Source organism: Pseudomonas sp. A-R-19 (assembly GCF_019956575.1).
GTDB lineage: Bacteria > Pseudomonadota > Gammaproteobacteria > Pseudomonadales > Pseudomonadaceae > Aquipseudomonas.
Map to the genome: position 1 here is coordinate 48,415 of NZ_JAHBDR010000055.1, position 24,155 is coordinate 72,569.

19 protein-coding genes are annotated in these 24,155 nt (G+C 60.9%); 4 read left to right on the forward strand and 15 right to left on the reverse strand.

The genetic code is table 11. The annotated features are described in order from the left end of the window. Positions 1–451: 451 nt before the first annotated feature. From KGA88_RS15065 to KGA88_RS15075, 3 genes are read left to right on the forward strand one after another with little or no spacing between them, the layout of a single operon-like run. Complete coding sequence (locus KGA88_RS15065; protein WP_223592196.1) at positions 452–3,220, forward strand: glycoside hydrolase family 19 protein; 2,769 nt, start codon at positions 452–454, stop codon at positions 3,218–3,220. Then, entirely contained in the window at positions 3,213–3,989 is a 777-nt protein-coding gene (locus tag KGA88_RS15070) for a hypothetical protein (protein WP_223592198.1), read from the forward strand. Before KGA88_RS15065 ends, KGA88_RS15070 begins: the two co-directional genes overlap by 8 nt. 8 nt (positions 3,990–3,997) lie before the next feature. Beyond that, a complete protein-coding gene (locus KGA88_RS15075) occupies positions 3,998–5,218 on the forward strand; it encodes a hypothetical protein (protein ID WP_223592200.1) in 1,221 nt (406 codons plus the stop codon). A 287-nt stretch (positions 5,219–5,505) separates the two neighbouring features. Here KGA88_RS15075 and paaZ read toward each other — a convergent pair whose 3' ends face one another. From paaZ to paaF, 15 genes are all read right to left on the reverse strand, one after another. After that, positions 5,506–7,560, reverse strand: coding sequence for a phenylacetic acid degradation bifunctional protein PaaZ (gene paaZ, locus KGA88_RS15080; protein ID WP_223592207.1), 2,055 nt, complete (start codon positions 7,558–7,560; stop codon positions 5,506–5,508). Positions 7,561–7,619: 59 nt separating this feature from the next. Further along, positions 7,620–8,873 (reverse strand): OprD family porin, encoded by a 1,254-nt coding sequence (locus KGA88_RS15085; protein WP_223592209.1) that lies wholly within the window; start codon positions 8,871–8,873, stop codon positions 7,620–7,622. A 33-nt stretch (positions 8,874–8,906) separates the two neighbouring features. After that, positions 8,907–10,553, reverse strand: coding sequence for a cation acetate symporter (locus tag KGA88_RS15090; RefSeq protein WP_223592212.1), 1,647 nt, complete (start codon positions 10,551–10,553; stop codon positions 8,907–8,909). Further along, positions 10,550–10,858 carry a DUF485 domain-containing protein gene (locus KGA88_RS15095; RefSeq protein ID WP_110663183.1) on the reverse strand — a complete coding sequence of 103 codons (309 nt, stop codon included), beginning with the start codon at positions 10,856–10,858 and terminating at the stop codon, positions 10,550–10,552. Before KGA88_RS15095 ends, KGA88_RS15090 begins: the two co-directional genes overlap by 4 nt. A gap of 179 nt (positions 10,859–11,037) precedes the next feature. Next, positions 11,038–12,114, reverse strand: coding sequence for a 1,2-phenylacetyl-CoA epoxidase subunit PaaE (gene paaE, locus KGA88_RS15100; protein ID WP_223592224.1), 1,077 nt, complete (start codon positions 12,112–12,114; stop codon positions 11,038–11,040). A gap of 34 nt (positions 12,115–12,148) precedes the next feature. Then, positions 12,149–12,682, reverse strand: coding sequence for a 1,2-phenylacetyl-CoA epoxidase subunit PaaD (gene paaD / locus KGA88_RS15105; RefSeq protein WP_110662294.1), 534 nt, complete (start codon positions 12,680–12,682; stop codon positions 12,149–12,151). Beyond that, positions 12,669–13,430, reverse strand: a complete 762-nt coding sequence (paaC, locus tag KGA88_RS15110; protein WP_223592227.1) for a 1,2-phenylacetyl-CoA epoxidase subunit PaaC — start codon at positions 13,428–13,430, stop codon at positions 12,669–12,671. Before paaC ends, paaD begins: the two co-directional genes overlap by 14 nt. Before the next feature lie 8 nt (positions 13,431–13,438). Continuing rightward, positions 13,439–13,720 carry a 1,2-phenylacetyl-CoA epoxidase subunit PaaB gene (gene paaB / locus KGA88_RS15115; protein WP_007943393.1) on the reverse strand — a complete coding sequence of 94 codons (282 nt, stop codon included), beginning with the start codon at positions 13,718–13,720 and terminating at the stop codon, positions 13,439–13,441. A 28-nt stretch (positions 13,721–13,748) separates the two neighbouring features. Then, the gene (paaA, locus tag KGA88_RS15120) at positions 13,749–14,738 is read right to left on the reverse strand and encodes a 1,2-phenylacetyl-CoA epoxidase subunit PaaA (protein ID WP_223592229.1); all 990 of its coding nucleotides are present in this window, start codon (positions 14,736–14,738) and stop codon (positions 13,749–13,751) included. 2,185 nt (positions 14,739–16,923) lie between these two features. Next, positions 16,924–18,249, reverse strand: a complete 1,326-nt coding sequence (paaK, locus tag KGA88_RS15125) for a phenylacetate--CoA ligase PaaK (RefSeq protein WP_110662700.1) — start codon at positions 18,247–18,249, stop codon at positions 16,924–16,926. A gap of 99 nt (positions 18,250–18,348) precedes the next feature. Further along, positions 18,349–19,560: a 3-oxoadipyl-CoA thiolase gene (gene pcaF / locus KGA88_RS15130; protein WP_223592231.1), complete on the reverse strand. Its 1,212-nt coding sequence runs from the start codon at positions 19,558–19,560 to the stop codon at positions 18,349–18,351. Continuing rightward, complete coding sequence (gene paaI, locus KGA88_RS15135; RefSeq protein WP_110662904.1) at positions 19,553–20,002, reverse strand: hydroxyphenylacetyl-CoA thioesterase PaaI; 450 nt, start codon at positions 20,000–20,002, stop codon at positions 19,553–19,555. Before paaI ends, pcaF begins: the two co-directional genes overlap by 8 nt. Then, positions 19,995–21,512: a 3-hydroxyacyl-CoA dehydrogenase PaaH gene (gene paaH / locus KGA88_RS15140; RefSeq protein ID WP_223592233.1), complete on the reverse strand. Its 1,518-nt coding sequence runs from the start codon at positions 21,510–21,512 to the stop codon at positions 19,995–19,997. The genes paaI and paaH overlap by 8 nt, the downstream gene beginning before the upstream one ends. Before the next feature lie 3 nt (positions 21,513–21,515). Further along, a complete protein-coding gene (gene paaG / locus KGA88_RS15145) occupies positions 21,516–22,307 on the reverse strand; it encodes a 2-(1,2-epoxy-1,2-dihydrophenyl)acetyl-CoA isomerase PaaG (protein ID WP_110661789.1) in 792 nt (263 codons plus the stop codon). Between the two features lie 51 nt (positions 22,308–22,358). Beyond that, positions 22,359–23,132: a 2,3-dehydroadipyl-CoA hydratase PaaF gene (paaF, locus tag KGA88_RS15150; protein ID WP_110661788.1), complete on the reverse strand. Its 774-nt coding sequence runs from the start codon at positions 23,130–23,132 to the stop codon at positions 22,359–22,361. A 348-nt stretch (positions 23,133–23,480) separates the two neighbouring features. Between paaF and paaY the strand changes: the two genes are divergently transcribed. After that, positions 23,481–24,095, forward strand: a complete 615-nt coding sequence (gene paaY, locus KGA88_RS15155; protein WP_223592235.1) for a phenylacetic acid degradation protein PaaY — start codon at positions 23,481–23,483, stop codon at positions 24,093–24,095. The last annotated feature ends 60 nt before the right edge of the window (positions 24,096–24,155 follow it).

The window sequence follows — 24,155 nt, forward strand, 5'->3', positions numbered from 1 at the left end:
GCGACCGCATTAACCTTGCCCGGGCTACTAAACCCGATCACTGACCATCAGTGACGCGAATCAAGTTACCGAGCGGCCTCAGGGCGCACAAGCCGGCGGATTCTGGGGTAACCGTAGGCAACGACGCAAGGTGGTGTGGCTTTCGTGAAAGAACTTTGAAGTCGTTTAAACAAGTACCTGCTCACTCGTAAAAAGCACTGCAAATAAAAGCCGAAAACCCCTCTCGCCACATCCCGTCGACAAGACCGTACACATTCTGACCGATCAGGCGCACAGCCATTCCGGAACCATCCTACGTACTTTCGGGACCCTTCCTATTTCAACGATTTCCAGCTTCCAGAAAGCTGCTGGCCGGCCATTGTTCTCAATTGGCCGAGCATAAATCTGATGCCCTGGGACGTGGGCATCTCTCTGGTTGACCCCTTTTGTAAAACAAGGAGCGACACGCAATATGGCCAGCGTTCTTTATCGACTTTTCGGACTTCACAAGTACGACACTACTTTGCGATCCGATGCGCCGCAGGTTTCAAACTTGCCGGAGCCTGATACCCGATCTCTTCCCACAACGCCGGCCGCAGAGCCCGCCACCTCTACACTGCGCCCCGTGGAAAACTGGTGCCATCCATTCAAGGACACGCGCGATCCCCTGAGCCAACTGACCCACCTGGCCAAGGCAGTGGCCGGCTACTACCCCCTTGGAAACGGCGGCATGTGGCACGGCGGTGTGCACTTCGACAAAGGCACCGTCGGTACCCTGAAGCAATCCAGCGTGTTTTGCCTGGCCGACGGCGAAGTGGTGGCCTACCGCATCGATACCGATTCGCCGACAACCGCTTACTTCGACAAAGACAGAGCAATCGAGAAACCCTTTTCGCGCAACTTCGTATTGGTTCGCCATCACCTACAACCTCCGAAGATCGAAGGCAGCCAGGACACGCCACCAAGCCTGATTTTTTATAGCCTCTACATGCATCTGCAGGATTGGGCGCAGTACCAGAAGGATGCCACCCTCGCTCGCCCGATATTCTGGCCCGAGCGTGCGACTTTTCGCGTCTCACAGACGGCGAAAGACGCTCGCCCCGGTCAGCCCGAGCAGCTTGGGTTGAATGTTTACAACAAGCGGCATGGCAAGGTCATCGACTTTCTGCCGCGAGGAGCCGAAGTGGCTATCAGTGGCACCGGCGAGTTCCGCAGGTTGGAAAGCAGCCTGGGACCGAGCCGTTTGCTCAGCCCTGACGGCTCGATCAACGGTTATATCGCCGCCCGGTTGCTCTTTCACCCGAACGCCAAAGAAACCCGCATCAGTTCGTCGAGGGGGGCAGTCAACGTCCGGTCCGAACCGGTGATTTCCGATGCGGACAACGTCATTTTCGAGTTGCCGGTTGAATCGGAAGTCACGGTCAGTGGCGCTGGCGAGTTTCGCAAGCTCGAACGCATCAACCAGTACGTGCTTTTTGACTCGCTGGAAGGCGCCATTGAGCCGGTAGCGACAGATCAGATCGTGGTGCTTGACCAGCCTGTCGCAATCAAGGCAGGTGATTTGATCGGCCACCTCGGTCTGTATCAGGACGCAGGTGTGAATCATCCCGATGAGAAACTGCACCTGGAAACCTTCAGTGGTGATGACGTCGAGGCGTTCATCGACGCCAGTCGGGAGTGGGCCGAGCGCCTGCTGGAGAAAGACAGAACCTGGCTGAAACTCCCCATTGGCACGCCCGTCGTTCCCCCTGAAAGAAATAACACGGCTGCGCTATTGCAGGCGTCGAGTATATCCAGCCCGCGCAGTGCTGCCGATTTGCTGGTCCCCAAAAAGTTGCTGGATGGACTGCCGGCAGATCAAAAAATCCAGGTGCCCGCGACTTCGACGCGCAACGCTCGCACCTGGTATCACCTGAAACAATTGCTTCACGACGCCGACAACAATCTTCTCGATGGCTGGGTGTGCGAAGAGCCAGACGTAACGTCTTGGGTCAGTCCATGGGCTTGGGACGGCTACGGCGTCATCGTCGACTACAGCAGACCCAAGCACATGCTCGCATCTTTTCTCAGCGCGATGGGCCGCTTAAGCGAGGAGGAACGCGAGCGCTATCGTTCCATTGCCGAAAAAGACGACAAGGGCCCGATGAAACGCCGGTTGTACGAAATCATCGGACGCAACCCCGACGGCACGCTAACGGCCACGGAACTGAAAGCGGCCCTTCAGCGACCGGCCCATGCGCAGGCGATTTCGCAGATGATCCTGTACAAGGAAAGCGAATGGTTTCAGCAGCCGAAGATATGGGACGCACTGGATGAATTGCTCGGCCATAGCGGCTCGACGCCGCACTTGAATTGGCTGGCGGAGAAGCAGCGGATTGCGCAGATGGGGTGGTGGAGGGAGGTTGCGGAAAAGGTGGGGTTGCCGTCGTGGGGGAGCGCATATCACTTTCATCCGATTGGGATGTTTGGTCACTTTTCGAACACTGTAAACGGAATGCTGAGTTGCAAAATATGCGGCATTGCGCTCGAATTAACGAAAGGTTTTTTGAGCGAAATATGCGGCAGCGAAGTGAACCCGCTTTTCATCAGCGCAATGGTTGAAGCATCTAAAAACCTGTTCAAGAAATACGGATTAGATAGCTGTGAGCAAATCACGCATCTGCTAGCGCAAGCAAAGAAGGAGACTGGCGGGTTTTTACATTTTCGAGAGTCATTGAACTACTCTAGGCGAACATACACTGCCGTCAAACTTTATAGATTATCTCCGACTGTAATTAATGCGGGGTTTTCTAGAAAAGCGCTTTCCTTCGCAAGTGATGAAGAAAAACTGAATTGGATAGATGAATATCTTATAGGAAACGATGCAGCTTACGGCTTGCATTGTTATGGCAATGCTGAGCAGCCAGGAAAAGATTTTAGAGGACGAGGGTTGATCCATCTCACGCATTATGAAACCTATAAGAAATGCGCCAGAGATACAGGGCTGCCGATTGACTCTAACCCAGAGCTTTTGGAGAAAGATTTTGCCGTTGCTATAGAAACAGCACTGTGGTTCTGGAAGGTAAGGCGTATAGCAGCGATTGCGGAAGATCCGTCCCTAAGTGGGGACGTCGGCGTTACCGCGGTGACTCGCCCCATAAATACCGGATTGGCAGGTTTGCCTGATCGCCAAAAATACAAGCGGGAGATTACTAAAGTATTCAATGCTCACTTTGATAGTAGGTGTAAAGGAAGTGATTAAGTTAATTATATTTTTTGGTTATTTGCTTGGGGCGACGGCAATAGCAAGTGATGAAGGGTGCAGCGCTATTGGCCTTCGGGCAGCTTATGGCGATATGGATGTACATGGGGTGAAAGCATGTTTCGTCTACACAGAAGCAGAGGTGCAAACCGAGGGGCAGTTGTCCCGTGATCCTGATGAAATATCCCTATACTCGGTTGCTCCATCTGAAAGCCCAAAGCTTGTTTATGAATTTCCATACGCGGGTACGGAGGGAACAATCGCCGATGCTTTTTTTCTTCAAGTTGGTGGGCTGGGCGAAGAAATGCTGTTCGTTATCCATCGCATGGAAACGCCAAGAGCGTGGGATCCGGTAAGTGATATTTACGACGTAAGTGTTATTAGACTGGAGGGCAAAACTTTACTTCTTGATCGAAAGCGGACACGTTTTTTTGATCTGGGTGGGGATTCTGTCGATGAACAAGGACGATCAGCGTATACATATCCGTACAAAGACAAAAAAAGTGTTGAAGCGGTAGTTGGTTCACCCTTGTTTTACTCCATTGTTGCTGACAAAGAAATCACCGGTACCATTTTAGAGAAAACATTTCTTTTTGATGGGGGCTCTGAGCCGATACAGCAGAGTAAAACCAAGATGTATTTAATCGAGGGCGACAGAGTTTTGGTGACGGATTCGACTGCCGGATGGTGCAAGCTTTCCTACCAAGCAAAGATAAAGATGATTACGAAATGGGCTCAGTGTAAGTCGATAAATTTTTCGGCGAGTTAGGTGAAGTCATGCCAATCAGACTGGATAAAATGCCTCCTCTCGCACCGCGCCCCCAGCGCCCTCGATTTTTACTTTGGCTTGGCACGTTGTTGCTCTTTTGCCTGCTGGGCATCGGAGGGACGCTGTTGTTCGGTGACGAATCATTACCTGAGCGACCTTCGGATTTCTGGCCCCTGGCCTTGGGCATCCCTTTCCTTGTGTGGTGCGTGCTGGGATTCGGACGCGTGCTGATTTACGTCGGTCAACAAGGCGTCGCCGATGGCTGGGATGGCGCTCGCGAAAAAGATTTGCACGGAAAGATGCGTCAGGGACGTCGCTCGCAACAGGTGCTGGGCGTGAGCGTGCAAACGGCTGTAGGAGAACCTGCGGGTGATCCGGAAGTACAACTGGATGCTCTGTTGAGTGGCGCGACGGTGCTGAAGTCTCAAGCGTCGAGGATGAGTGGAGCAACTGTTCGCCATAGTGCTTTGTCTTGCGATGCAGATGAAAATCCGGAAGCCATCTTGCTTTGCATATGGGCGCAGACACTCGCCGACCTGGCGCCAACTTTGGCGCAATTGCCCGATGATCAACCACTGGCCCTGTTGTTGGATGTTGATACCGGTTTGCCAGAGCAGCAATGGCACCGGGTGTGGCAACAGGCATGGCGCGAATCCGGCATTCGCCAACCCATAAGCCCCGTCGATGGTCGCGGGCTGACTGCATTGGACCAGTGGCTGGACAAGCGTATTGCTGACCGGGAGTTGTTGTTGGTTTTGGCCGTGCAGTTTGCGCCACAGCGGCTCGAAGGCACGGCGGAAGTCGCGGTCGGGTTGTTGTTTGGCAACCGTTTGACGCAGGCCACGTTAGCGCCGATCGCCTACCTTCACCGCCCGGAGCAGGCGCTCAAGCCAACCTCGGAGGACCTGCTTTACGCTACGCGTCAGGCGCATGAATGGGTGCCGCTTGAATCGAGATCAATCGAGCAGGTTTGGCGGGCAGGTCTTGATGTGCGAGGAGCGGGTGCCATTGCAGAGGTGTTGGTAGAAAATCCCCTGTCAAGCAATAAGCCGGGATTGCGGGACCTTGATGCAATGTTGGGTTATCCGGGCTGCGCTTCGCCTTGGCTGGCCGTCGCTGCCGGGACGCAGGCGATTCGGCGCGGTGCCGGGCCGCAATTCATCTACAGTGGCGGAGCGGTTGCGGCTGGACTGTGGGGAACGATGTTGATTCCGGCATCATCACATTGAGGAAGTGGGCTCGCAGTCGGAACTGTTTGCGCTGTTTATCGAGTGGTTGCGCAAGCACTGACTTTTCAGGGTTACCGATAACCCTGTAGGAGCGAGCCTGCTCGCGAAAAACCCGAGAGCACCGCGTTCATCCAGAAAACGCGTGCCATCGTTCACGACCATCGCGAGCAAGCTTGCTCCTACAGTGATTTGTGGATGCCGCAGATTTTTTATCCAGCAGAGAACCCTGTGGGAGCGGGCTTGCCCGCGAAGAGGCCAGCACAGCCCACAGAGATTCCGGATGAAAATCAGTCTTCGCGCTTCACGACCAAAGTCAAAATGTCATAGCTCGCCACCAGCTCACCCAGCTGGTTGGTCACTTCCACATCCCACGCCACCACCCCTTGCGGGATGCCCTGCGGGCTCTTCTTGCCCTGGTCGATTTTGCGCTTGCAGGTCAGGCGCGCCTGGATGGTGTCGCCGATGCCCACCGGGTTGATGAAGCGCAGGGTGTCCAGGCCGTAGTTGGCCAGCACCGGGCCGACGCCAGGGGATACAAACAGACCGGCTGCTGCCGACAGCACGAAGTAACCGTGGGCGATGCGCTTGCCGAACTGCGATTCCTTGGCAGCGATGTCGTCGAAGTGCATGTAGAAGTGGTCGCCCGACAGGCAGCCGAAGTTCACCAGGTCCGCCTCGGTGACGGTGCGGCGGTGAGTCAGCAGCGATTCGCCGATCTGCAGGTCCTGGAAATGGCGACGGAATGGATGCACGTCGGTTTCGATGACCTTGGCGCCGCGCACGAACTCGCCGGTGACCGCCGCCAGCATGGTCGGCGAACCTTGCACCGCCGCGCGTTGCAGGTAGTGCTTCACTGCGCGCAGGCCACCGAGTTCCTCACCGCCACCGGCACGACCCGGGCCACCGTGCTTGAGCTGTGGCAGCGGCGAGCCGTGACCGGTGGATTCGCCGGCGCAGTTGCGATCCAGTACCAGCAGGCGTCCGTGCAGGGCTGCCGCCACCGGAATCGCCTTGGCGGCGATTTGCGGATCCTTGGTCACCAGGCTGGCTACCAGGCTGCCTTTGCCGCGAGCGGCCAGGGCCAGGGCTTCGTCCAGATCGTCGTAGGCCATCAAGGTGCTGACCGGGCCGAACGCTTCGATGTCGTGGGCGCCGCCTTCGGCATGCGGGTCGCGGGCTTGCAACAGGGTCGGGGCGAAGAACGCACCTTTGTCGACATTTTCGCCGCGTGGTTCGAAACCGTCGCGGGCGCCGAACAGCATGTCGCTGCTCTGTAACAGGGATTCCAGACGCTCGGCCACGTCTTTCTGCTGGTCGTGGGAAGCCAGTGCGCCCATGCGCACGCCTTCCACCGACGGGTCACCGACCACCACCTTGGCCAGGCGATCACGCAGGCGCGTGGCGACTGCATCGATGTGCTTGGCCGGGACGATGGCGCGGCGGATGGCGGTGCATTTCTGCCCGGCCTTGGTGGTCATTTCCCGGGCGACTTCCTTGATGAATAGCTCGAATTCTTCGTCATCCGGGGTCACGTCCGGAGCGAGAATGGCGCAGTTCAGCGAGTCGGCTTCGGCGTTGAACGGTACCGAATTGCGGATCAGGTTCGGGTTGACCCGCAGCTTGGCCGCGGTGTCGGCGGAACCGGTGAAGGTCACGACGTCCTGGCCTTGCAGGCGGTCGAGCAGGTCGCCGGTGCCGCCGATGATCAGTTGCAGGCTGCCCGCTGGCAGCAGTCCCGATTCGTCCATCAGGCGCACCACGGCTTCGGTCAGGTAGCTGGTGGCACTGGCTGGTTTGACGATGCACGGCATGCCGGCGAGGAAGCTCGGCGCGAATTTTTCCAGCATGCCCCAGATCGGGAAGTTGAAGGCGTTGATGTGCACCGCCAGGCCGCCGCGAGGCACCAGGATGTGGGTGCCGGCGAAGGTGCCCATTTTGCTCAGCTGCATGGCCGGGCCTTCGTGGACGACGTTGCCCGACGGCAGTTCCCGCGAACCGAGGCTGGCGTAGGTGAACAGGGTGCTGTTGCCGCCTTCGATATCGATCCAGCTGTCGGCACGGGTGGCGCCGCTGTGATGGGAAATCGCGTAGAGCTGTTCCTTGCGCTCGCTCAGGTACAGGGCCAGTGCCTTGAGACGCTGGGCGCGCTGCTGGAAGTCCAGTGCCATCAGGCCGCTGATACCCTGGCGACGACCATGCTCGATGGCCTCGGCGAAGTCCGGGCGCTCCTCATGGGTGCGGGCGATTTCATGGCCGTCGATGGCGCTGCGCAGCACTTGTGCGCCGTGTTGGCCGATCCAGCGGCCGGCGATGAAACTTTGCAGAGTAGGGGCGTGGGACATCACGAATGCTCCTGGTTGTGAAAGGTGTTGGCGCGGCCACAGCCACGCCATTCAGGGAATTACCAAAGCGCCAGGGTGTAACCGACGATCAGCCGGTTTTCATCGAGGGCGGTCGTCAAGCCATCGCCGGAACGGAAGGTCACGTTGCGCCAGCGCAGGCTGACGTTCTTCAACACGCCGCTCTGGATGACGTAGCTGATATCGGTGTCGCGCTCCCATTCGCTTCCGTTGTCGACGCTGCCTGCCTTGACGTGGCTGCCGTCGGTGTAGCGGGTCATGAAGGTCAGGCCGGGAATGCCTTGCGCCGCGAAGTCATAGTCGTAACGCAGCTGCCAGGAATCCTCGTCGGCGCGGGTAAAGGTGTTGAACGTCACCAGGTTGACCACGTACGGATCGCCGCCGTTGAGGAACGGAAAGGCGCTGTCGCCGGACAGTTGCTGGTAGGCGGCACTGACCTTGTGGGCACCGTGGGACAGGGTGAACATGCTGTTGAAGTTGCGGTTGTCGATGCGCCCGGCCTTTTCCGCGCCGTCACCGCGACTGTCGAAATAACGCAGGTCGCTGCGCAGGTTGAAGCCGTTGCCCAGTGGTTGCGTATGCACCAGTCCGGCGAATTGCTGGCGATAGATCTGGTCGAGCTTGCCGTAGTAGTAGCTCAGGTTCAGTTGCGGACTGAACGCGTAGCTGCCGCCACCGAAGTCGAAGTGATCGCTGCTGGCGGCGGCGTAGCCGATGTCATCGTTGCTGGACGAGTCGCGCAGGTTGGCCTTGGTCAGGCGTCCGGCATTCACCGTCAGGCCGTCGATCTCCTGGCTGGTCAGCAAGCCACCTTCAAAGGTCGAATCCAGCAGGCGTGTGTCGTTGTAAGTCGCCACCGGCAACAAGGGTTGCAGGGTGCCGAGTTTCAACACGCTCTTGGACACCCGCACTTTGCCGGTCACGCCCAGTTCGCTGTAGTCGTCATCGGGCTCATGGCTCTGCGGGCCAAACGGCAGCAGCCCGGTACCACGGCGATCCGGGCTGGAGTCGAGCTTGAGCCCCAGTTCGCCCAGCGCGTCGAGACCAAAACCGAAGGTGCCGTCGGTGAACCCGGATTCGACGCGCGCAGTGAAGCCCTGGGCCCATTCTTCGGCCTTGGATTGCGGGGCGTTGTCCTGACGGAAATCGCGGTTGATGTAGTGGTTGCGCATTTCGATACGGGCCTTGCTGTCGCCGATGAAGTCGGCCATGGCGCAAGGGGCGATCATGGGCAGACTCAATGCGGCGGCCAGCGAAAACAGTGATTCATAAGGTGCAGTACGAGCGGGTTTCATTATTTTTATTCCCTGCCAACTGATCGGTCGTTATTAGTGTTTGCTGGCGCCGGAGGCACCGATGCCGGTCATCGAACGGATGAACTGCGCCAGATAACGGCCGCGCTCAAGGGCTGCACGGGGCGAGGTGTCGGTGACGGAAAACAGCCAGGCACTGAAGAACGCCAGGCTCATGGAAAACAGCGCCGGGTTGGAGTACGGGAACAGCGCCTTGTCGTGATGCATCACGTTGACCCACACCGCCGGGCTCAGCACCAGCAACACAATCGCCGAGACCAGTCCGGACAGGCTGCCGAGCACGGCGCCGCGAGTGGTCAGGCCTTTCCAGTACATCGAAAGGAACAGCACCGGGAAATTCACCGACGCGGCAATGGCCAGCACCAGGCCGGAGAGGAAGGCAATGTTCTGCGACTCGAACAGCAGGCCGAGGAGGATCGCCAGCACGCCGATGCACAGGGTGGCGATTCGCGATACGCGTATTTCTTGCTGTTCGCTGGCCTGGCCCTTGCGTATCACGCAGGCATACAGGTCATGGGACACCGCCGAGGCGCCGGACAGTGCCAGCCCGGCAACCACTGCTAGGATGGTGGCGAAGGCGACCGCCGAGATGAAGCCGAGGAACAGGTTGCCACCCACGGCCTGGGCCAGGTGCACAGCGATCATGTTGCCGCCGCCGATGATTGCGCCGCTGGCGTCGCGGAACGCCGGATCGGTGCCGACCATGACGATGGCGCCGAAGCCGACGATGATCAGCAGCAAGTAGAAGTAGCCGATGAAACCGGTGGCGTAGAACACGCTTTTACGCGCTTCCTTGGCATCGCTGACGGTGAAGAAACGCATCAGGATGTGCGGCAGGCCGGCGGTACCGAACATCATGCCAAGCCCCAGGGAAATCGCATCGATCGGGTTGGACAGCAAACCACCGGGCGCCATGATCGCGTTGCCCTTGGCATGCACGGCGGTAGCGCCGGCAAACATCGCTTCAGTGCTGAAACCGAAGTGCTTGAGCACCATGAATGCCATGAAGGTGGTGCCGAACAGCAGCATCACCGCCTTGATGATCTGCACCCAGGTGGTGGCGAGCATGCCGCCGAAGGTCACGTAGAACACCATCAGCACGCCGACCAGCATCACCGCATAGAGGTAGTCGATGCCGAACAGCAATTCGATCAGCTTGCCGGCACCGACCATCTGCGCCACCAGGTACATGAGGGCCACGGTCAGGGTGCCGAAAGCCGAGGTCAGGCGTACCGGGGTCTGCTCCAGGCGATAGGACACCACGTCGGCAAAGGTGTATTTCCCGAGGTTGCGCAGGCGTTCGGCAATCAGGAACAGGATGATCGGCCAGCCGGCCAGCACGCCCAAGGCGTAGAGCAAACCGTCGTAGCCATTGAGGAACATCATCGCGGAAATGCCGAGGAACGAGGCTGCCGAGATCATGTCGCCAGCAATCGCCAGGCCGTTCTGGAAGCCGGTCATGCCACCACCGGCGGTGTAGAAGTCGCTGGCGGAGCGGGTGCGAAGTGCCGCCCAGCGCGTCACGCCGAGGGTGAACAGCACGAACACCAGGAACATGCCGATGGCGTTCCAGTTCAGTGGGCGGGACGCGCCGTCGGCGGCCAGAGCAACATCAGTGACCGCTGCCAGCGGCAGCAGGAACAAGGCAAGAAGGCGGCTCATCGGGCGCACTCCTGCTTGAGTTTTTCATTCAGCGGGTCGATCACGTTGTTGGCGCGATAGACATAGAAACCCGTCAAGGCAAAGGCCAGCACCACGATCACCACACCCACCAGCATGCCTACGGTGGTCACGCCGCCGCTCAGGGATTGGCCGAGGGTTGCGGGCGAGAACGCCACCAGCAGCACGAAGCCGAAGTAGATCACCAGCATGATCAGCGACAACGACCAGTAGAGTTTCTGCTTGCGTCGCACCAACTGGATGAAGTTGGGGTGTTGGTGGATGAGTTCTATGTCTTGCGGGCTCATGGTGACTCTCCTTTGTTGTTTTTGTTTTGGGTGAAACGGTGTATTCGGGTCGGAACCGGACCCCTGTAGGAGCGAGCCTGCTCGCGATGGTCGTCAACGATAACGCTGGATGGCTGATACCCCGTGGCGATCTCGAGTCCATCGCGAGCAGGCTCGCTCCTACAGGGGGTTGTGTTGTTTCAGAGCTGATCGAAATCCAGCACAACCTTGTCGCTGATCGGGAAGGCCTGGCACGACAGCACATAGCCGGCAGCCACTTCGTAGTCTTCCAGGGCGTGGTTGCTGTCCATTTCCACTTCGCCTTCGATGACCTTGCACTTGCAGGTCGAGCACACGCCGGCCTTGCACGAGTAAGGCAATTCGGCGCCCTGGGCGTTGCCCGCGTCGAGGATGCTCTGGCTGTTGCGCGGCAGGTCGAAGGCCAGGGCGCGACCGTCGCTGATGACGGTGATCTGGCTGACCGCTGAATCCACCTGGCGGGCCGCTTCGCGAGCTTCGCGTTTTTGCTCGCTGCCGGCGGCGGCGAACAGTTCGAAATGGATGCGCTCAGGCGCCATGCCCTTGGCCTTGAGGCTGTCGCGCACGGTCTCGGTCATTTCCTGCGGGCCGCAGATGAAGGCGGCGTCGAGGGCCTTGACGTCGAGCCAGCGGGAGAACAATTGCTCGCACTTCTCGGCGTTGATCCGGCCGTTGTACAGGTCGACATCCTGCTGCTCGCGGCTGAACACGAAGATCAGGTTCAGGCGTTGCAGGTAGCGGTTCTTCAAATCTTCAAGCTGCTCGCGGAACAGCGCGCCGGAGCTGGAGCGGTTGCCGTACAGCAGGGTCACGCGGCTGTGGGGCTCGGTTTCCAGGGTGGTCTTGATGATCGACAGGATCGGCGTGATGCCGCTGCCCGCCGCTACAGCCAGGTAATTACCGTGGCGTTGCGGGTCGAGTTCGACGCAGAAATGCCCGGCAGGCGGCATCACTTCCAGGACGTGCCCGGCTTTCAGCTGTTCGTTGGCAAACGCCGAGAAACGGCCGCCCGCCACACGCTTGACGGCAATACGCAGTTCACCGTCGTTGACTCCGGTGCAGATTGAGTAGGAGCGGCGCACTTCTTCGCCGTCCAGTTGCGTGCGCATCACCAGGTGCTGGCCCTGGGTGAAGTGAAAGCTGTCTTGCAGGTCCTGCGGAATGTCGAAGGCGATGGACACCGCGTCACGGGTCTCGGCGCGCACGTCCTTGATGGTCAGGCTGTGAAATTTGCTCATTGTTGTTCTCCAGCTGGGACGGCCGATTCGCCGCTCAGATGCACTTGAAATAGTCGAACGGTTCCCGGCAATCGACGCAGCGGTACAGGGCCTTGCACGCGGTGGAGCCGAACTCGCTGAGCACCTCGGTGTGGGCGCTGCCGCATTGCGGGCACACAACCTGCGGGCTTTCGCCGAGCAGGCTGCGCTTGCTGGTGCTGCCCTCGGGCGGCGCAATGCCATAGGCCCGCAGGCGTTCGCGGCCGCTGTCGCTGATCCAGTCGGTGGTCCAGGCCGGGGTCAACTTGCGCTCAAGTAACGGCGCCTTGAATCCGGCCAGTTCCAGGGCTTCGCGGATGTCGCTTTCGATCACTTCGGTGGCGGGGCAACCGGAGTAGGTCGGCGTGACCACCACGTGAAGATGTCCGGCCTGCCAGTCCAGGTCGCGGACGATGCCGAGGTCGACGACGCTGACCACCGGCACTTCCGGGTCCATGACCTCCGACAGGATCGCCCAGGCGGCGGCCAGGTCGGTCGGTTGAGCCGGCCGGGCGCCGAGGTCGCTGGCGATCAGCTCACCAGGTTGCATCGGGGTACGCTCGTGGCAGGAACTGCATTTCGGCGAGCAGGATGCCCAGGTGTTCGCTGTGCAGGCCCTTGCGTGCATTCAGGTAGAAGTAGTTCGGCGCCGCGGGAACGGGCAGGGTGGCGCTGGTGAAAATCTGCTCGACCTTGGCCTGCCACTGCGCGGCGACGCTGGCGATGTCCGGGGTGATGCTGGCTTCGCACAGGCGCTGTTCGCTGTCGTCGGCGGCGATCAGTTCCACGGTGAAACGCCAGACTTCGGGGATGGCGGCGAGCATGCGCTTGTGGCTTTCCTCGGTGCCGTCGCCCATACGCTCGATCCACTCGCCGGAGCGGCGCAGGTGATAGGTCGCTTCCTTCACGGCTTTGGCGGCAATCCCGGCAATGCGTTCGTCGCTGGACTGGCTCAGGCCCTGCAGCACCGGCAAATGCCAAGCGTCATAGAGAAACTGCTTGAGCATGGTCACCGCGAAGTCGCCGTTGGGTTGTTCCACCAACAGCAGGTTGCGGTAGGCGCGCTCGTCGCGACGGAACGCCAGGTGATCGGCATCGCGGCCGTCGTCCAGCAGTTCGGCGGCGTATTCCAGCCAGTTGCGTGCCTGGCCCACCAGGTCGAGGCCGACGTTCATCAGCGCCAGCTCTTCTTCCAGTGCCGGGGCCTTGCCGCACCATTGGCACAGACGCTGGCCCTGGATCAGGGCACTGTCGCCGAGGCGCAGCAGGTATTCGATCAGATCGGTCTTGTTATTCATGGTCGACCTCACATGTGCCCGACTTCGGCCGGCAGCTCGTAGAAGCTGGCGTGGCGGTAGACCTTGTCGTCCGACGGATCGAACAGCGGGTCTTTTTCATCCGGCGACGAGGCGGTGATCAATGCCGAAGGCACCACCCACAGGCTTACGCCTTCGCTGCGACGGGTGTAGAGCTCGCGCGCGTTCTCGATGGCCATGGTGGTGTCGGCGGCATGCACGCTGCCGACATGCTTGTGGTTGAGGCCGTGCTTGCTGCGCACGAAGACTTCGAAGAGGGTCCACTCGGACATTTCAGTTACTCCACATCAGGTGGCCGGATCAGGCGGCGTTCTTGTTTTGTTTTTTACGGGCATGGGCGACGGCGGCTTCACGAACCCAGGCACCGTCTTCAATCGCCTTGCGGCGGGTGGCGACGCGTTCCTGGTTGCACGGGCCGTTGCCCTTGAGCACTTCGTAGAATTCGTTCCACTGGATTTCGCCGAAGTCGTAGTGGCCGCGTTCGGCGTTCCACTTCAGGTCCGGGTCGGGGCAGGTGCAGCCCAGCAGTTCCAGCTGCGGGATGGTCTGGTCGACGAAGCGCTGGCGCAGTTCGTCGTTGCTCTGGCGCTTGATTTTCCAGGCCATGGACTGGGCACTGTTGGGCGAGTGTTCGTCGCTTGGGCCGAACATCATCAGCGACGGCCACCAGAGGCGGTTGATCGCGTCCTGGACCATGTCTTTTTGCGCCTGGGTACCGTGGCGCATCATGGTCAGGAGGATTTCGTAGCCCTGGCGCTGGTGGAAGCTCTCTTCCTTGCAGATGCGCACCATGGCCCGGGAGTAGGGGCCGTAGGAGGTGCGCTGCAGCACCACCTGGTTGACGATCGCGGCGCCATCGACCAGCCAGCCCACCGCGCCCATGTCGGCCCAGTTCAGCGTCGGGTAATTGAAGATGCTCGAGTACTTGGCCTTGCCGCTGTGCAGCTTGGCGACTTCTTCATCGCGGTCGGCGCCCAGGGTTTCCATGGCGCTGTACAGGTACAGGCCGTGGCCGGCTTCGTCCTGGATCTTGGCCATCAACTGCAGTTTGCGCTTGAGGCTGGGTGCGCGGGTGACCCAGTTGCCTTCGGGCAGCATGCCGACGATTTCGGAGTGGGCGTGCTGGGAAATCTGCCGGATCAGGGTCTGGCGGTAGGCATCTGGCATCCAGTTCTTGGCTTCGATCTTGATTTCTGAATCGATTTTTTCCTGGAATGCGCGTTCCTGTTCGGACATTTCCGAGAGGTCCTTGATGCGCTTTACGCCTGTTTCTACTAGCTGTGCGTACATTTTTGAGTTCCCGCCTTGAATCTGTTCTGGGGCATTGGGAACTTTATAAGCGATACAGAAATTAATATCAAACTGAAAATGACGTGTCGTATTTGTTTTTTGTATCGCTTTGGGTGGTGGGCGCTTTTTGGGGGGGGGGTACATATCCGTTTCTGTGGTAACGGCGGCTTATGGTTTCGCCCTTACGGCGAGTCCCTTTTGGCAAACGCCCCAAAAGGAACCAAAAGGTCTCGCCCCTGGCGTACGGCCCCTCGCTTAGGCTCGGGGTTCCTTCGCTCCGGCATTCATCCGGGGGCATCGCCCTCCGGTTGGCTTCGCTGGCACCTACATGCGATGAGTTCGACTGCGTCGAACGGCGCTGCGCGCCAATCCCCGGATGAACACCTCCACTCAGCCTTCCGAGGGGGCGGGTGGATCAAGATCAAGAGCTGCAGGCGAGCTAACGCTCGGCCTGATGAGTGGTGAGGGGCGTGGGTGTACGCCGCTCTGCCTTTGCTCTTTTGTGGGAGCGGGCTTGCTCGCGAAGACGGCCTGCCGGCCGACCAATTTCTTGCAGACATGCCCGGCCAAACTGTAGGCGCTGGCTTGCCAGCGATGGCGGCCTGCCAGCCAACCAATCCCTCGCAGGTACACGCCGCTCAAACTGTGGGAGCGGGCTTGCTCGCGAAGACGGCCTGCCAGCCAACCAGTCCCTCGCAGGCATACCCGGCCCAACTGTAGGAGCTGGCTTGCCAGCGATAACGGCCTACCAGCCGCCCAATCTCTCTCAGACGTACTCAACCCTTGTAGGAGCTGGCTTGCCGGCGATGGCGGCCTACCAGCCGCCCAATCTCTCTCAGACGTACTCAACCCTTGTAGGAGCTGGCTTGCCGGCGATGGCGGCCTGCCAGCCAACCAATCCCTCGCAGGTACACGCCGCTCAAACTGTAGGAGCTGGCTTGCTCGCGAAGACGGCCTGCCAGCCAACCAGTCCCTCGCAGGCATACCCGGCCCAACTGTAGGAGCTGGCTTGCCAGCGATAACGGCCTACCAGCCGCCCAATCTCTCTCAGACGTACTCAACCCTTGTAGGAGCTGGCTTGCCGGCGATGGCGGCCTACCAGCCGCCCAATCTCTCTCAGACGTACTCAACCCTTGTAGGAGCTGGCTTGCCGGCGATGGCGGCCTGCCAGCCAACCAATCCCTCGCAGGTACACGCCGCTCAAACTGTAGGAGCTGGCTTGCTCGCGAAGACGGCCTGCCAGCCAACCAGTCCCTCGCAGGCATACCCGGCCCAACTGTAGGAGCTGGCTTGCCAGCGATAACGGCCTACCAGCCGCCCAATCTCTCTCAGACGTACTCAACCCTTGTAGGAGCTGGCTTGCCGGCGATGGCGGCCTGCCAGCCAACCAATCCCTCGCAGATACACGCCACTCAAACTGTGGGAGCGGGCTCGCTCGCGAAGACGGCCTGCCAGCCAACTAATCTCTCGCAGGCATACCCGGCCCAACTGTAGGAGCTGGCTTGCCAGCGATAACGGCCTACCAGCCGCCCAATCTCTCTCAGACGTACTCAACCCTTGTAGTAGCTGGCTTGCCAGCGATGTCGGCGATGGCGGCCTGCCAGCCACCCAATCTCTCTCAGACGTACTCAACCCCTGTAGGAACTGGCTTGCCGGCGATGGCGGTGTGTCAGGTGCAGCAGGGTTGGCTGGGGTGGCGCCATCGCCGGCAAGCCGAGCTCCTACGGGGAGGGGTGTACAACCTCACGATCAGGCCGGCCGGTAGGCCGCCTCGGTTTCGCTTTTGCGGTGCACGCCCCCTCGAGAGGCCGAGAGGAGGTTCTGCGCAGTGGGCAACCCGGCATGGATGCCGGGTTAGTCGCCCCCGGCCATGGATGGCCGATGGCGGCGGGCCCACGGAGTAGGACCGGAGCGAGGGCATGCCGAGCCTGGGCGAGGCACCGAACGAAAGGGGCAAGAGCCCTTTGGTTACTTTGGGGCTTTTCCAAAGTGACCCGCCGTAAGGGCGGAACCCTAAGCCGCCGTTACCGCAACAACGGATATGTACACCCACAAAATCCTCATCGCCTGACACAAAGCCTTCGCGAGCAAGCCCGCTCCCACAGGGATTGTGCTAAAGCCTAGGCAAAAAAAAAGCCCCGCAAAAGCGGGGCCATAAAGGGTGCAGCAGTCATGCTTTAGGAGGTCATGCTTTCGGACGTTTATCCACCACGTGGCAAGCCTTGCCCTCCGACCGTTTGATCGAATGGAAAGGCTGCAAAACGATCCGCGAACTGATCCCGATATACGTCTTGATGTGCTTGCTCAACTCCCCACAAACAGCCTTCTGCTGTTCGTCACTCAGGTGCTGGTGCTCAGCCTTCAACTCGACATGCACATCAACACTGTCCAGGTTGCCATTGCGATACAGATGGATCTCATAGCACTCGGCAAGTTGTTTAACTTTCAGAACCTGCTCCTCGATCTGCGTCGGAAACACGTTCACCCCGCGAATGATCAGCATGTCATCGCTGCGCCCGGTGATCTTGTCGATACGGCGCATCGGCCGCGCGGTACCCGGCAGCAGGCGCGTCAGGTCGCGGGTGCGGTAGCGGATCATCGGCAGGGCTTCTTTGCTCAATGAGGTGAACACCAGTTCGCCCATCTGCCCGTCCGGCAGCACTTCGCCGGTGACCGGGTCGATGATTTCCGGGTAGAAGTGGTCTTCCCATATGGTCGGGCCGTCTTTGGTTTCTGCGCATTCCATGGCGACACCTGGCCCCATGATTTCCGAGAGGCCGTAGATGTCCAGGGCGGTGATACCCAGGCGTTGCTCAATGGCGCTGCGCAGTTCGGCGGTCCACGGCTCGGCACCGAAGATGCCCAGGCGCAGGGCCAGTTTGTGTGGGTCGATGCCCTGGCGCTCGATTTCATCGGCGATGTTGAGCATGTAGGACGGCGTGACCATGATGATGTCCGGCTGGAAATCCTTGATCAGTTGCACTTGTTTCTCGGTCTGGCCGCCGGACATCGGGATCACGGTGCAACCCAGGCGTTCGGCGCCGTAGTGCGCGCCGAGGCCGCCGGTGAACAGGCCGTAGCCATAGGAAATGTGCACCTTGTCGCCACGCCGGCCGCCGGCGGCGCGGATCGAGCGCGCCACCACGTTGGCCCAGGTGTCGATGTCATTCTGGGTGTAGCCCACAACCGTCGGTTTGCCGGTGGTGCCGCTGGACGCGTGCAGGCGCACGATGTCGTTCATCGGCACGGCGAACATGCCGTAGGGGTAGTTGTCCCGCAGGTCGGACTTGGTGGTGAAAGGGAACTTCGCCAGGTCGTCGAGGGACTTGATGTCGTCCGGGTGCACGCCCAGCGCATCGAAGCGCTGACGGTACAGCGGCACGTTGTTGTAGGCGTGGTTCAGGCTCCAGCGCAGGCGCTCCAGCTGATGCTGGCGCAGCTCGTCGATGCTGGCGGTTTCCAGCGGGTCCAGCATTGGGCCGAGGGCGGCTTTGGCTATTGGCATGTTCATGTGTTCACTCGAATTGTTTTTGTGTTCCAGCCCTTTTGCACAAGGGCTTTGAGTGCATGCCCCAAGGATACCTCTCGGCTCCTTGGGAATCGCGATTCTTTAGTGGGATAGACGCTCGATGATCAGCGCGATCCCCTGGCCGACGCCGATGCACATGGTGCACAGGGCATAGCGGCCATTACGTTCCTCAAGCTCATGCAGGGCGGTGGTGACCAGTCGTGCGCCGCTCATGCCCAGCGGATGGCCCAGGGCGATGGCGCCGCCGTTGGGGTTGACCCGTGGGTCGGTGTCGCTCAGGCCCAGTTCGCGCAGTACGGCCAGGCCCTGTGCGGCGAAGGCTTCGTTGAGCTCGATCACGTCCATGTCGGCCAGGCTCAGGTTGGCCACTTCCAGCACCTTGCGGGTCGCCGGCACCGGGCCGATGCCCATGATCCGGGGTTCGACACCCGCAGTGGCCATCGCCACGACCCGGCCGCGGGCGGTCAGGCCGTGGCGTTTGGCGACTTCCGGGCTAGCCAGCAACAGCGCGCAGGCGCCGTCGTTGACCCCGGAGGCGTTGCCGGCGGTGATGCTGCCGCCTTCGCGGAACGGCGTGCCGAGTTTCGCCAACTGTTCAAGGGTGGTGTCGCCGCGCGGGTGTTCGTCGTGCTCGACCACTTTGGCCGGGCCTTTGCGCTGGGAGATTTCCACGGCGACGATTTCTTTCGCCAGGCGCCCATTGGCCTGGGCGGCCGCTGCACGCTGCTGGCTGCGCAGGGCGAAGGCGTCCTGGTCGGCCCGGGAGATGTTGAACTGTTCGGCGACGTTCTCCGCCGTTTCCGGCATGGAGTCGATGCCGTAGGCCTTTTTCATCAGCGGATTGACGAAGCGCCAGCCGATGGTGGTGTCGAAGATCTCCGCCGAGCGGGAAAACGCCTGCTCGGCCTTGCCCATCACCAGCGGTGCGCGGGACATCGATTCGACGCCACCGACCAGCATCAGCCCGGTTTCGCCGCTGCGAATGGCGCGGGCGGCGGTGCCAATGGCATCCAGCCCGGAGCCGCACAGGCGATTGAGGGTGGTGCCGGGGACGCTGACCGGCAGCCCGGCCAGCAATGCCGACATGCGTGCGACGTTGCGGTTGTCTTCGCCGGCCTGGTTGGCGCAGCCGTAGATCACGTCGTCGACCGTGCTCCAGTCCACTTGCGGGTGACGGCGCAGCAGTTCGCGCAACGGCACCGCGCCGAGGTCGTCGGCACGCACGCTGCTCAGCACGCCGGCGTAGCGGCCAATCGGGGTGCGGACGGCGTCGATGATCAGGGCGTCATTCATTCGGGGTCTCCTGCGTCAGCACCGGGCCGCGCACTTTGTAGGATTTGCCATGGAACAGGGCGATCAACTGGCCCTGTTGGTTTTCAATGCGTACGTCGTAGTTGCCGGTGCGCCCGGAACGGCTCTGCTCGATGCAGTCGGCGTTCAGCGTGTCGCCCAGGCGGGCCGGGGCGATGTAGTCGATGCTGCAACCGATGGCCACGGTGGCCTCGTTGTAGCTGTTGCAGGCAAAGGCAAACGCCGAATCGGCGAGGGCGAACAGGTAACCGCCGTGGCACGTGCCGTGGCCCTGCAGCATGTCGGCGCGCACGGTCATGCCCACTCGTGCGCAGCCGGGGCCGGCGGAGAGCAGGCGCATACCCATGGCCTGGCTGGCGGCGTCGCGCTGGAACAACGATTGCGCGCATTCACTGGCCAGGGACATCGCTTCATGGTTAGTCATGGAAGTTTCTCCCTTCGGCAACCCGGCGGCGCAACAACAGCGATGGCCGGTAGCGTTCTTCGCCATAACTGGCTTGCAGGTTTTCCAGCACGTTCAGGATGTGCCCCAGACCGATGGCATCCGCCCAGGCCAGCGGCCCTTGTGGATAATTGACCCCGGCGCGCATGGCCAGGTCGATGTCGGCGGCCGAGGCCACGCCTTGCAGCAGGGCGTCGGCGGCTTCGTTGGCAAGCATGGCGACGGTGCGCAGTACGGCGAGGGCCGGGCTGTCGCTGAGCAGGCTGATCTTCAGGCCGGCCCGTTGCAGCAGCGCCACGCCTTGGTCGAGTGCCTGAGGGTCGATACCGGCCGAGTAACTGATCGCAATGCGCTCGGCTTTGTCGTAGTCGAACGCCAGGTCCAGCAGGATCAGGTTGCGCAGCCCGTCTTCGCGAGCGCGCTGACAGGCCATGCGCCCGTCGCTCAAGGCCAGCACGGCGTCACCGACGCGCAGCAAGCCTTGACCATCGCGCTGGATGATCTCGACGCCTTGTTCATGCAAGCGTGCGAGCAAGCCTTTAGCGATACCGAGGTCGCCTTCCACAGCACAAACCTCGACCTTCGCAGCGCTGTTGATTTCAGCGGCGTGCGGGCGCTCCGCACCTTGGGCATAGCTGTAGAAACCCTGACCGCTCTTGCGTCCCAGGCGCCCACCGTCCACCAGTTCTTTCTGGATCAGTGACGGCAGGAAGCGCGTGTCCTGGTAATAGGCATCGAACACTGAACAGGTCACGGCGTAGTTGACGTCGTGGCCGATCAAATCGGTCAGTTCGAATGCGCCCATGGCAAACCCGCCGGCTTCGCGCATCAGCGCATCCAGGGTCGGGCAATCGGCAGCGCCTTCCTGCAACAGGCGCAGGCTTTCGGCATAGAACGGTCGGGCCACGCGGTTGACGATGAAGCCCGGCGTCGAGCGGGTGTGCACCGGTTTTTTGCCCCAGGCCTTGGCCGTGTCGTACAGGCATTCGGCAAGGGCCGGGTCGCTGGCCAGGCCGGAAACGATTTCCACCAGCGCCATCACCGGCGCCGGGTTGAAGAAGTGCAGGCCGAGCAGGCGTTCTGGATGTTCAAGCTGCGCGGCGATGCTGGTGATCGACAGCGACGAGGTGTTGCTGGCCAGAATGCAGTGCTCGCCGCAAATGTCTTCGAGCTGGCGGAACAGTGCGCGCTTGACCTCGAGGTTCTCGACGATGGCCTCGATGATCAGGTCGCAGTCGGCCAGGGCTTCGATGGCTTCCACGGCTTGCAGGCGGGCAATTGTTGCGCTGCGCGATTCGGCTGGCAGTTTGCCGCTCTCGACCCGTTTGCCCAGTTGCCGATCAATGCCCTCGATGGCCTGAGCGGCAGCGCCCGGGCGGTTGTCCAGGAGCAACACCGGATGACCGGCCTGTGCCGCGACCTGGGCAATACCGGCCCCCATGGCGCCGGCGCCGATCACCGCGATGCGTGCAGAAGTGTTCAGTGCGGTCATGACTCAGCGCCCCTTGAAGCTTGGGGTGCGTTTTTCCATGAAGGCGCCGACGCCTTCGCGATAGTCCTCGCTGCGCCCGGCCAGGCGTTGCAGGTCGCGCTCAAGCTCAAGCTGCTCGTCGAAGGTGTTACTCAGGCTGGCATTCAGGCTGCGCTTGATCAGCGCCAGACCATAGGTCGGTTGAGTCGCCAGGTGGCGGGCCAGTTTCAGGGCTTCGTCGCGCAAATCAGCGTCGTCCACGCACTGGTAGATCAAGCCCCATTGCTCGGCTTGTTCGGCGGTAAGACGGTTGCCCAGTAGTGCCAATGCCTTGGCCCGAGCCATGCCCACAAGGCGCGGCAGGGTCCAGGTGCCACCGGAATCCGGGATCAGGCCGATCTTGCAGAACGCCTGGATGAAGCTGGCCGAACGGGCGGCCAGGACCAGGTCGCAGGCCAGCGGAATATTCGCGCCGGCGCCAGCGGCAACGCCGTTGACCGCGCAGATCACCGGCAGCGGCAGGTCGCGCAGCTGGCGGATCAGCGGGTTGTAGAACTTCTCGATGGATTCGCCCAGATCCGGCACGGCGCTGCCCGGCGCGACATTGCGGTCGCTCAGGTCTTGCCCTGCGCAGAAGCCGCGGCCTTCACCGGTCAGCAGCAGGACGCGCACGTCCGGGTTCTGCCGCACTTGCTTGAGCGCTTCCTTCACTTCGCCGTGCATCTGGGTGTTGAAGCTGTTGAGTTGCTCCGGCCGATTGAGGCTGAGCAGGGCAACGCCGGCGTCGATGGAAAACAGGATGTGTTCGAAGTTCATGGTCTTGGCGTTCTCTTGGCAGTCGTTCGAATTCGGATTTCAGTGGCCGCTTTATTGCCCGGTGAAAGTCGGGCTGCGCTTGTCCTGGAAGGCGGCAATGCCCTCGTCGCGGTCGCGGGTGCCGGCCAGCACGGTGAACGCGTGGCGCTCGAAGCGCAGGCCGCTGGCGAGGTCGGTGTCCATGGCCTTGAGCAGTGACTCCTTGGCCAGACGCACGGCCAGCGGTGCCTTGGCGGCGATGCTGCGAGCGATGTGCAGGGCGCGGTCGACGGTGAACTCCGGCTGGGTCACTTCGCTGACCAGGCCGGCGCGCTGGGCCTGGCGGGCATCGATCGGCTCACCGGTCAGCACCATCTGCATGGCCATGGACTTGCCGACGGCGCGCAGCAGGCGTTGGGTGCCGCCGGCGCCGGGCATGATCCCGAGGTTGATTTCCGGCTGGCCGAAGCGCGCGTCTTCACCGGCAATGATGATGTCGGCGTGCATCGCCAGTTCGCAGCCACCGCCGAGGGCGAAGCCGTTGACGGCGGCGATCAGCGGTTTGCTGAAGCGGGTAATGGTTTGCCACGAGGCCTGGCGCGGGTCGTCGAGGATGCCGACCAGGTTGCGTTCGGCCATTTCCTTGATGTCGGCGCCGGCGGCGAAGGCCTTGCGGCTGCCGGTGAGGACCACGACGCGGGTGTCCGGGTCGGCTTGCGCGATGTTCAGTTCATCGGCCAGCTCGCCCAGCAATTCGGTGGTCAAGGCGTTCAGGGCTTGCGGGCGCTGCAGGGTAATCAGGCGGACGCCAGGCTCGATCAATTCGACGGCAAGGGTTAGAGGCATGGCGGATGCCCTCACGGTGCAGGCGCGGCGTGGTGCCGGCTCGTTATTGGATCGGCCGCAGGGGCCGGTTTTACCCAAGTATAGCTGTAACGTGATACGTAAAAGCAATACGAAAATAGATTTAATGTGTCTTATTGGTGAGGGTTTTGATTTGAATGTCTCCTGGTGTATGAGCGCTTGTAGTGGTTTTTACCAAGCATTTATTGGGTTTTAGCCTGATTTTTGTGTCCCGTTTGCATTCGTCGGAAAGCGCTATTTCAAGTGATACGCTTTTTAGTCTTTGTGCTTGTAAAAGTGATGTGATACAAAATGAGTCATTATTTGCATCGCTTTGTGAGGGACGCTTTCATGACCTGTTACAGCCTTGATGGCCTGACTCCGGTGGTTGACCCGAGCGCCTATGTGCATCCATCCGCCGTATTGATCGGTGACGTGATCATCGGCCCGCATTGCTATGTCGGTCCGCTGGCCAGCCTGCGCGGGGACTTCGGGCGGATCGTGCTGGAGGAGGGGGCCAACCTGCAGGACACCTGCGTGATGCACGGTTTTCCCGACAGCGACACCGTGGTCGAGCGCAACGGTCACATCGGCCACGGCGCGGTGCTGCACGGATGCCGGATCGGCGCCGACGCATTGGTGGGCATGAATGCGGTGGTCATGGACAACGCCCGGATCGGCCCTCGTTCATTCGTTTCGGCGGCGGCATTTGTAAAGGCTGGCTTCGAATGCCCGGAGCAGTCGCTGGTCATGGGCGCGCCGGCCAGCGTCAAGCGCAGCCTCAGCGATCAGGAAGTGGCGTGGAAACAGGCCGGCACCCGGGAATATCAGCAACTGGCCCAGCGTTGCCTTGAGCAGATGCAGGTGTGCGAACCGCTGAGCGAACCGGAGCCGGATCGGCCGCGTATCAGCGACAGCGGGTTGCGGCCCAAAGGGCAGCGACTTGTAAACACAGAACCTCTGTAGGAGCCGGCTTGCTGGCGATGGTGTGTCAGCTACCTTGGTGTCGCCTGACACACCATCGCC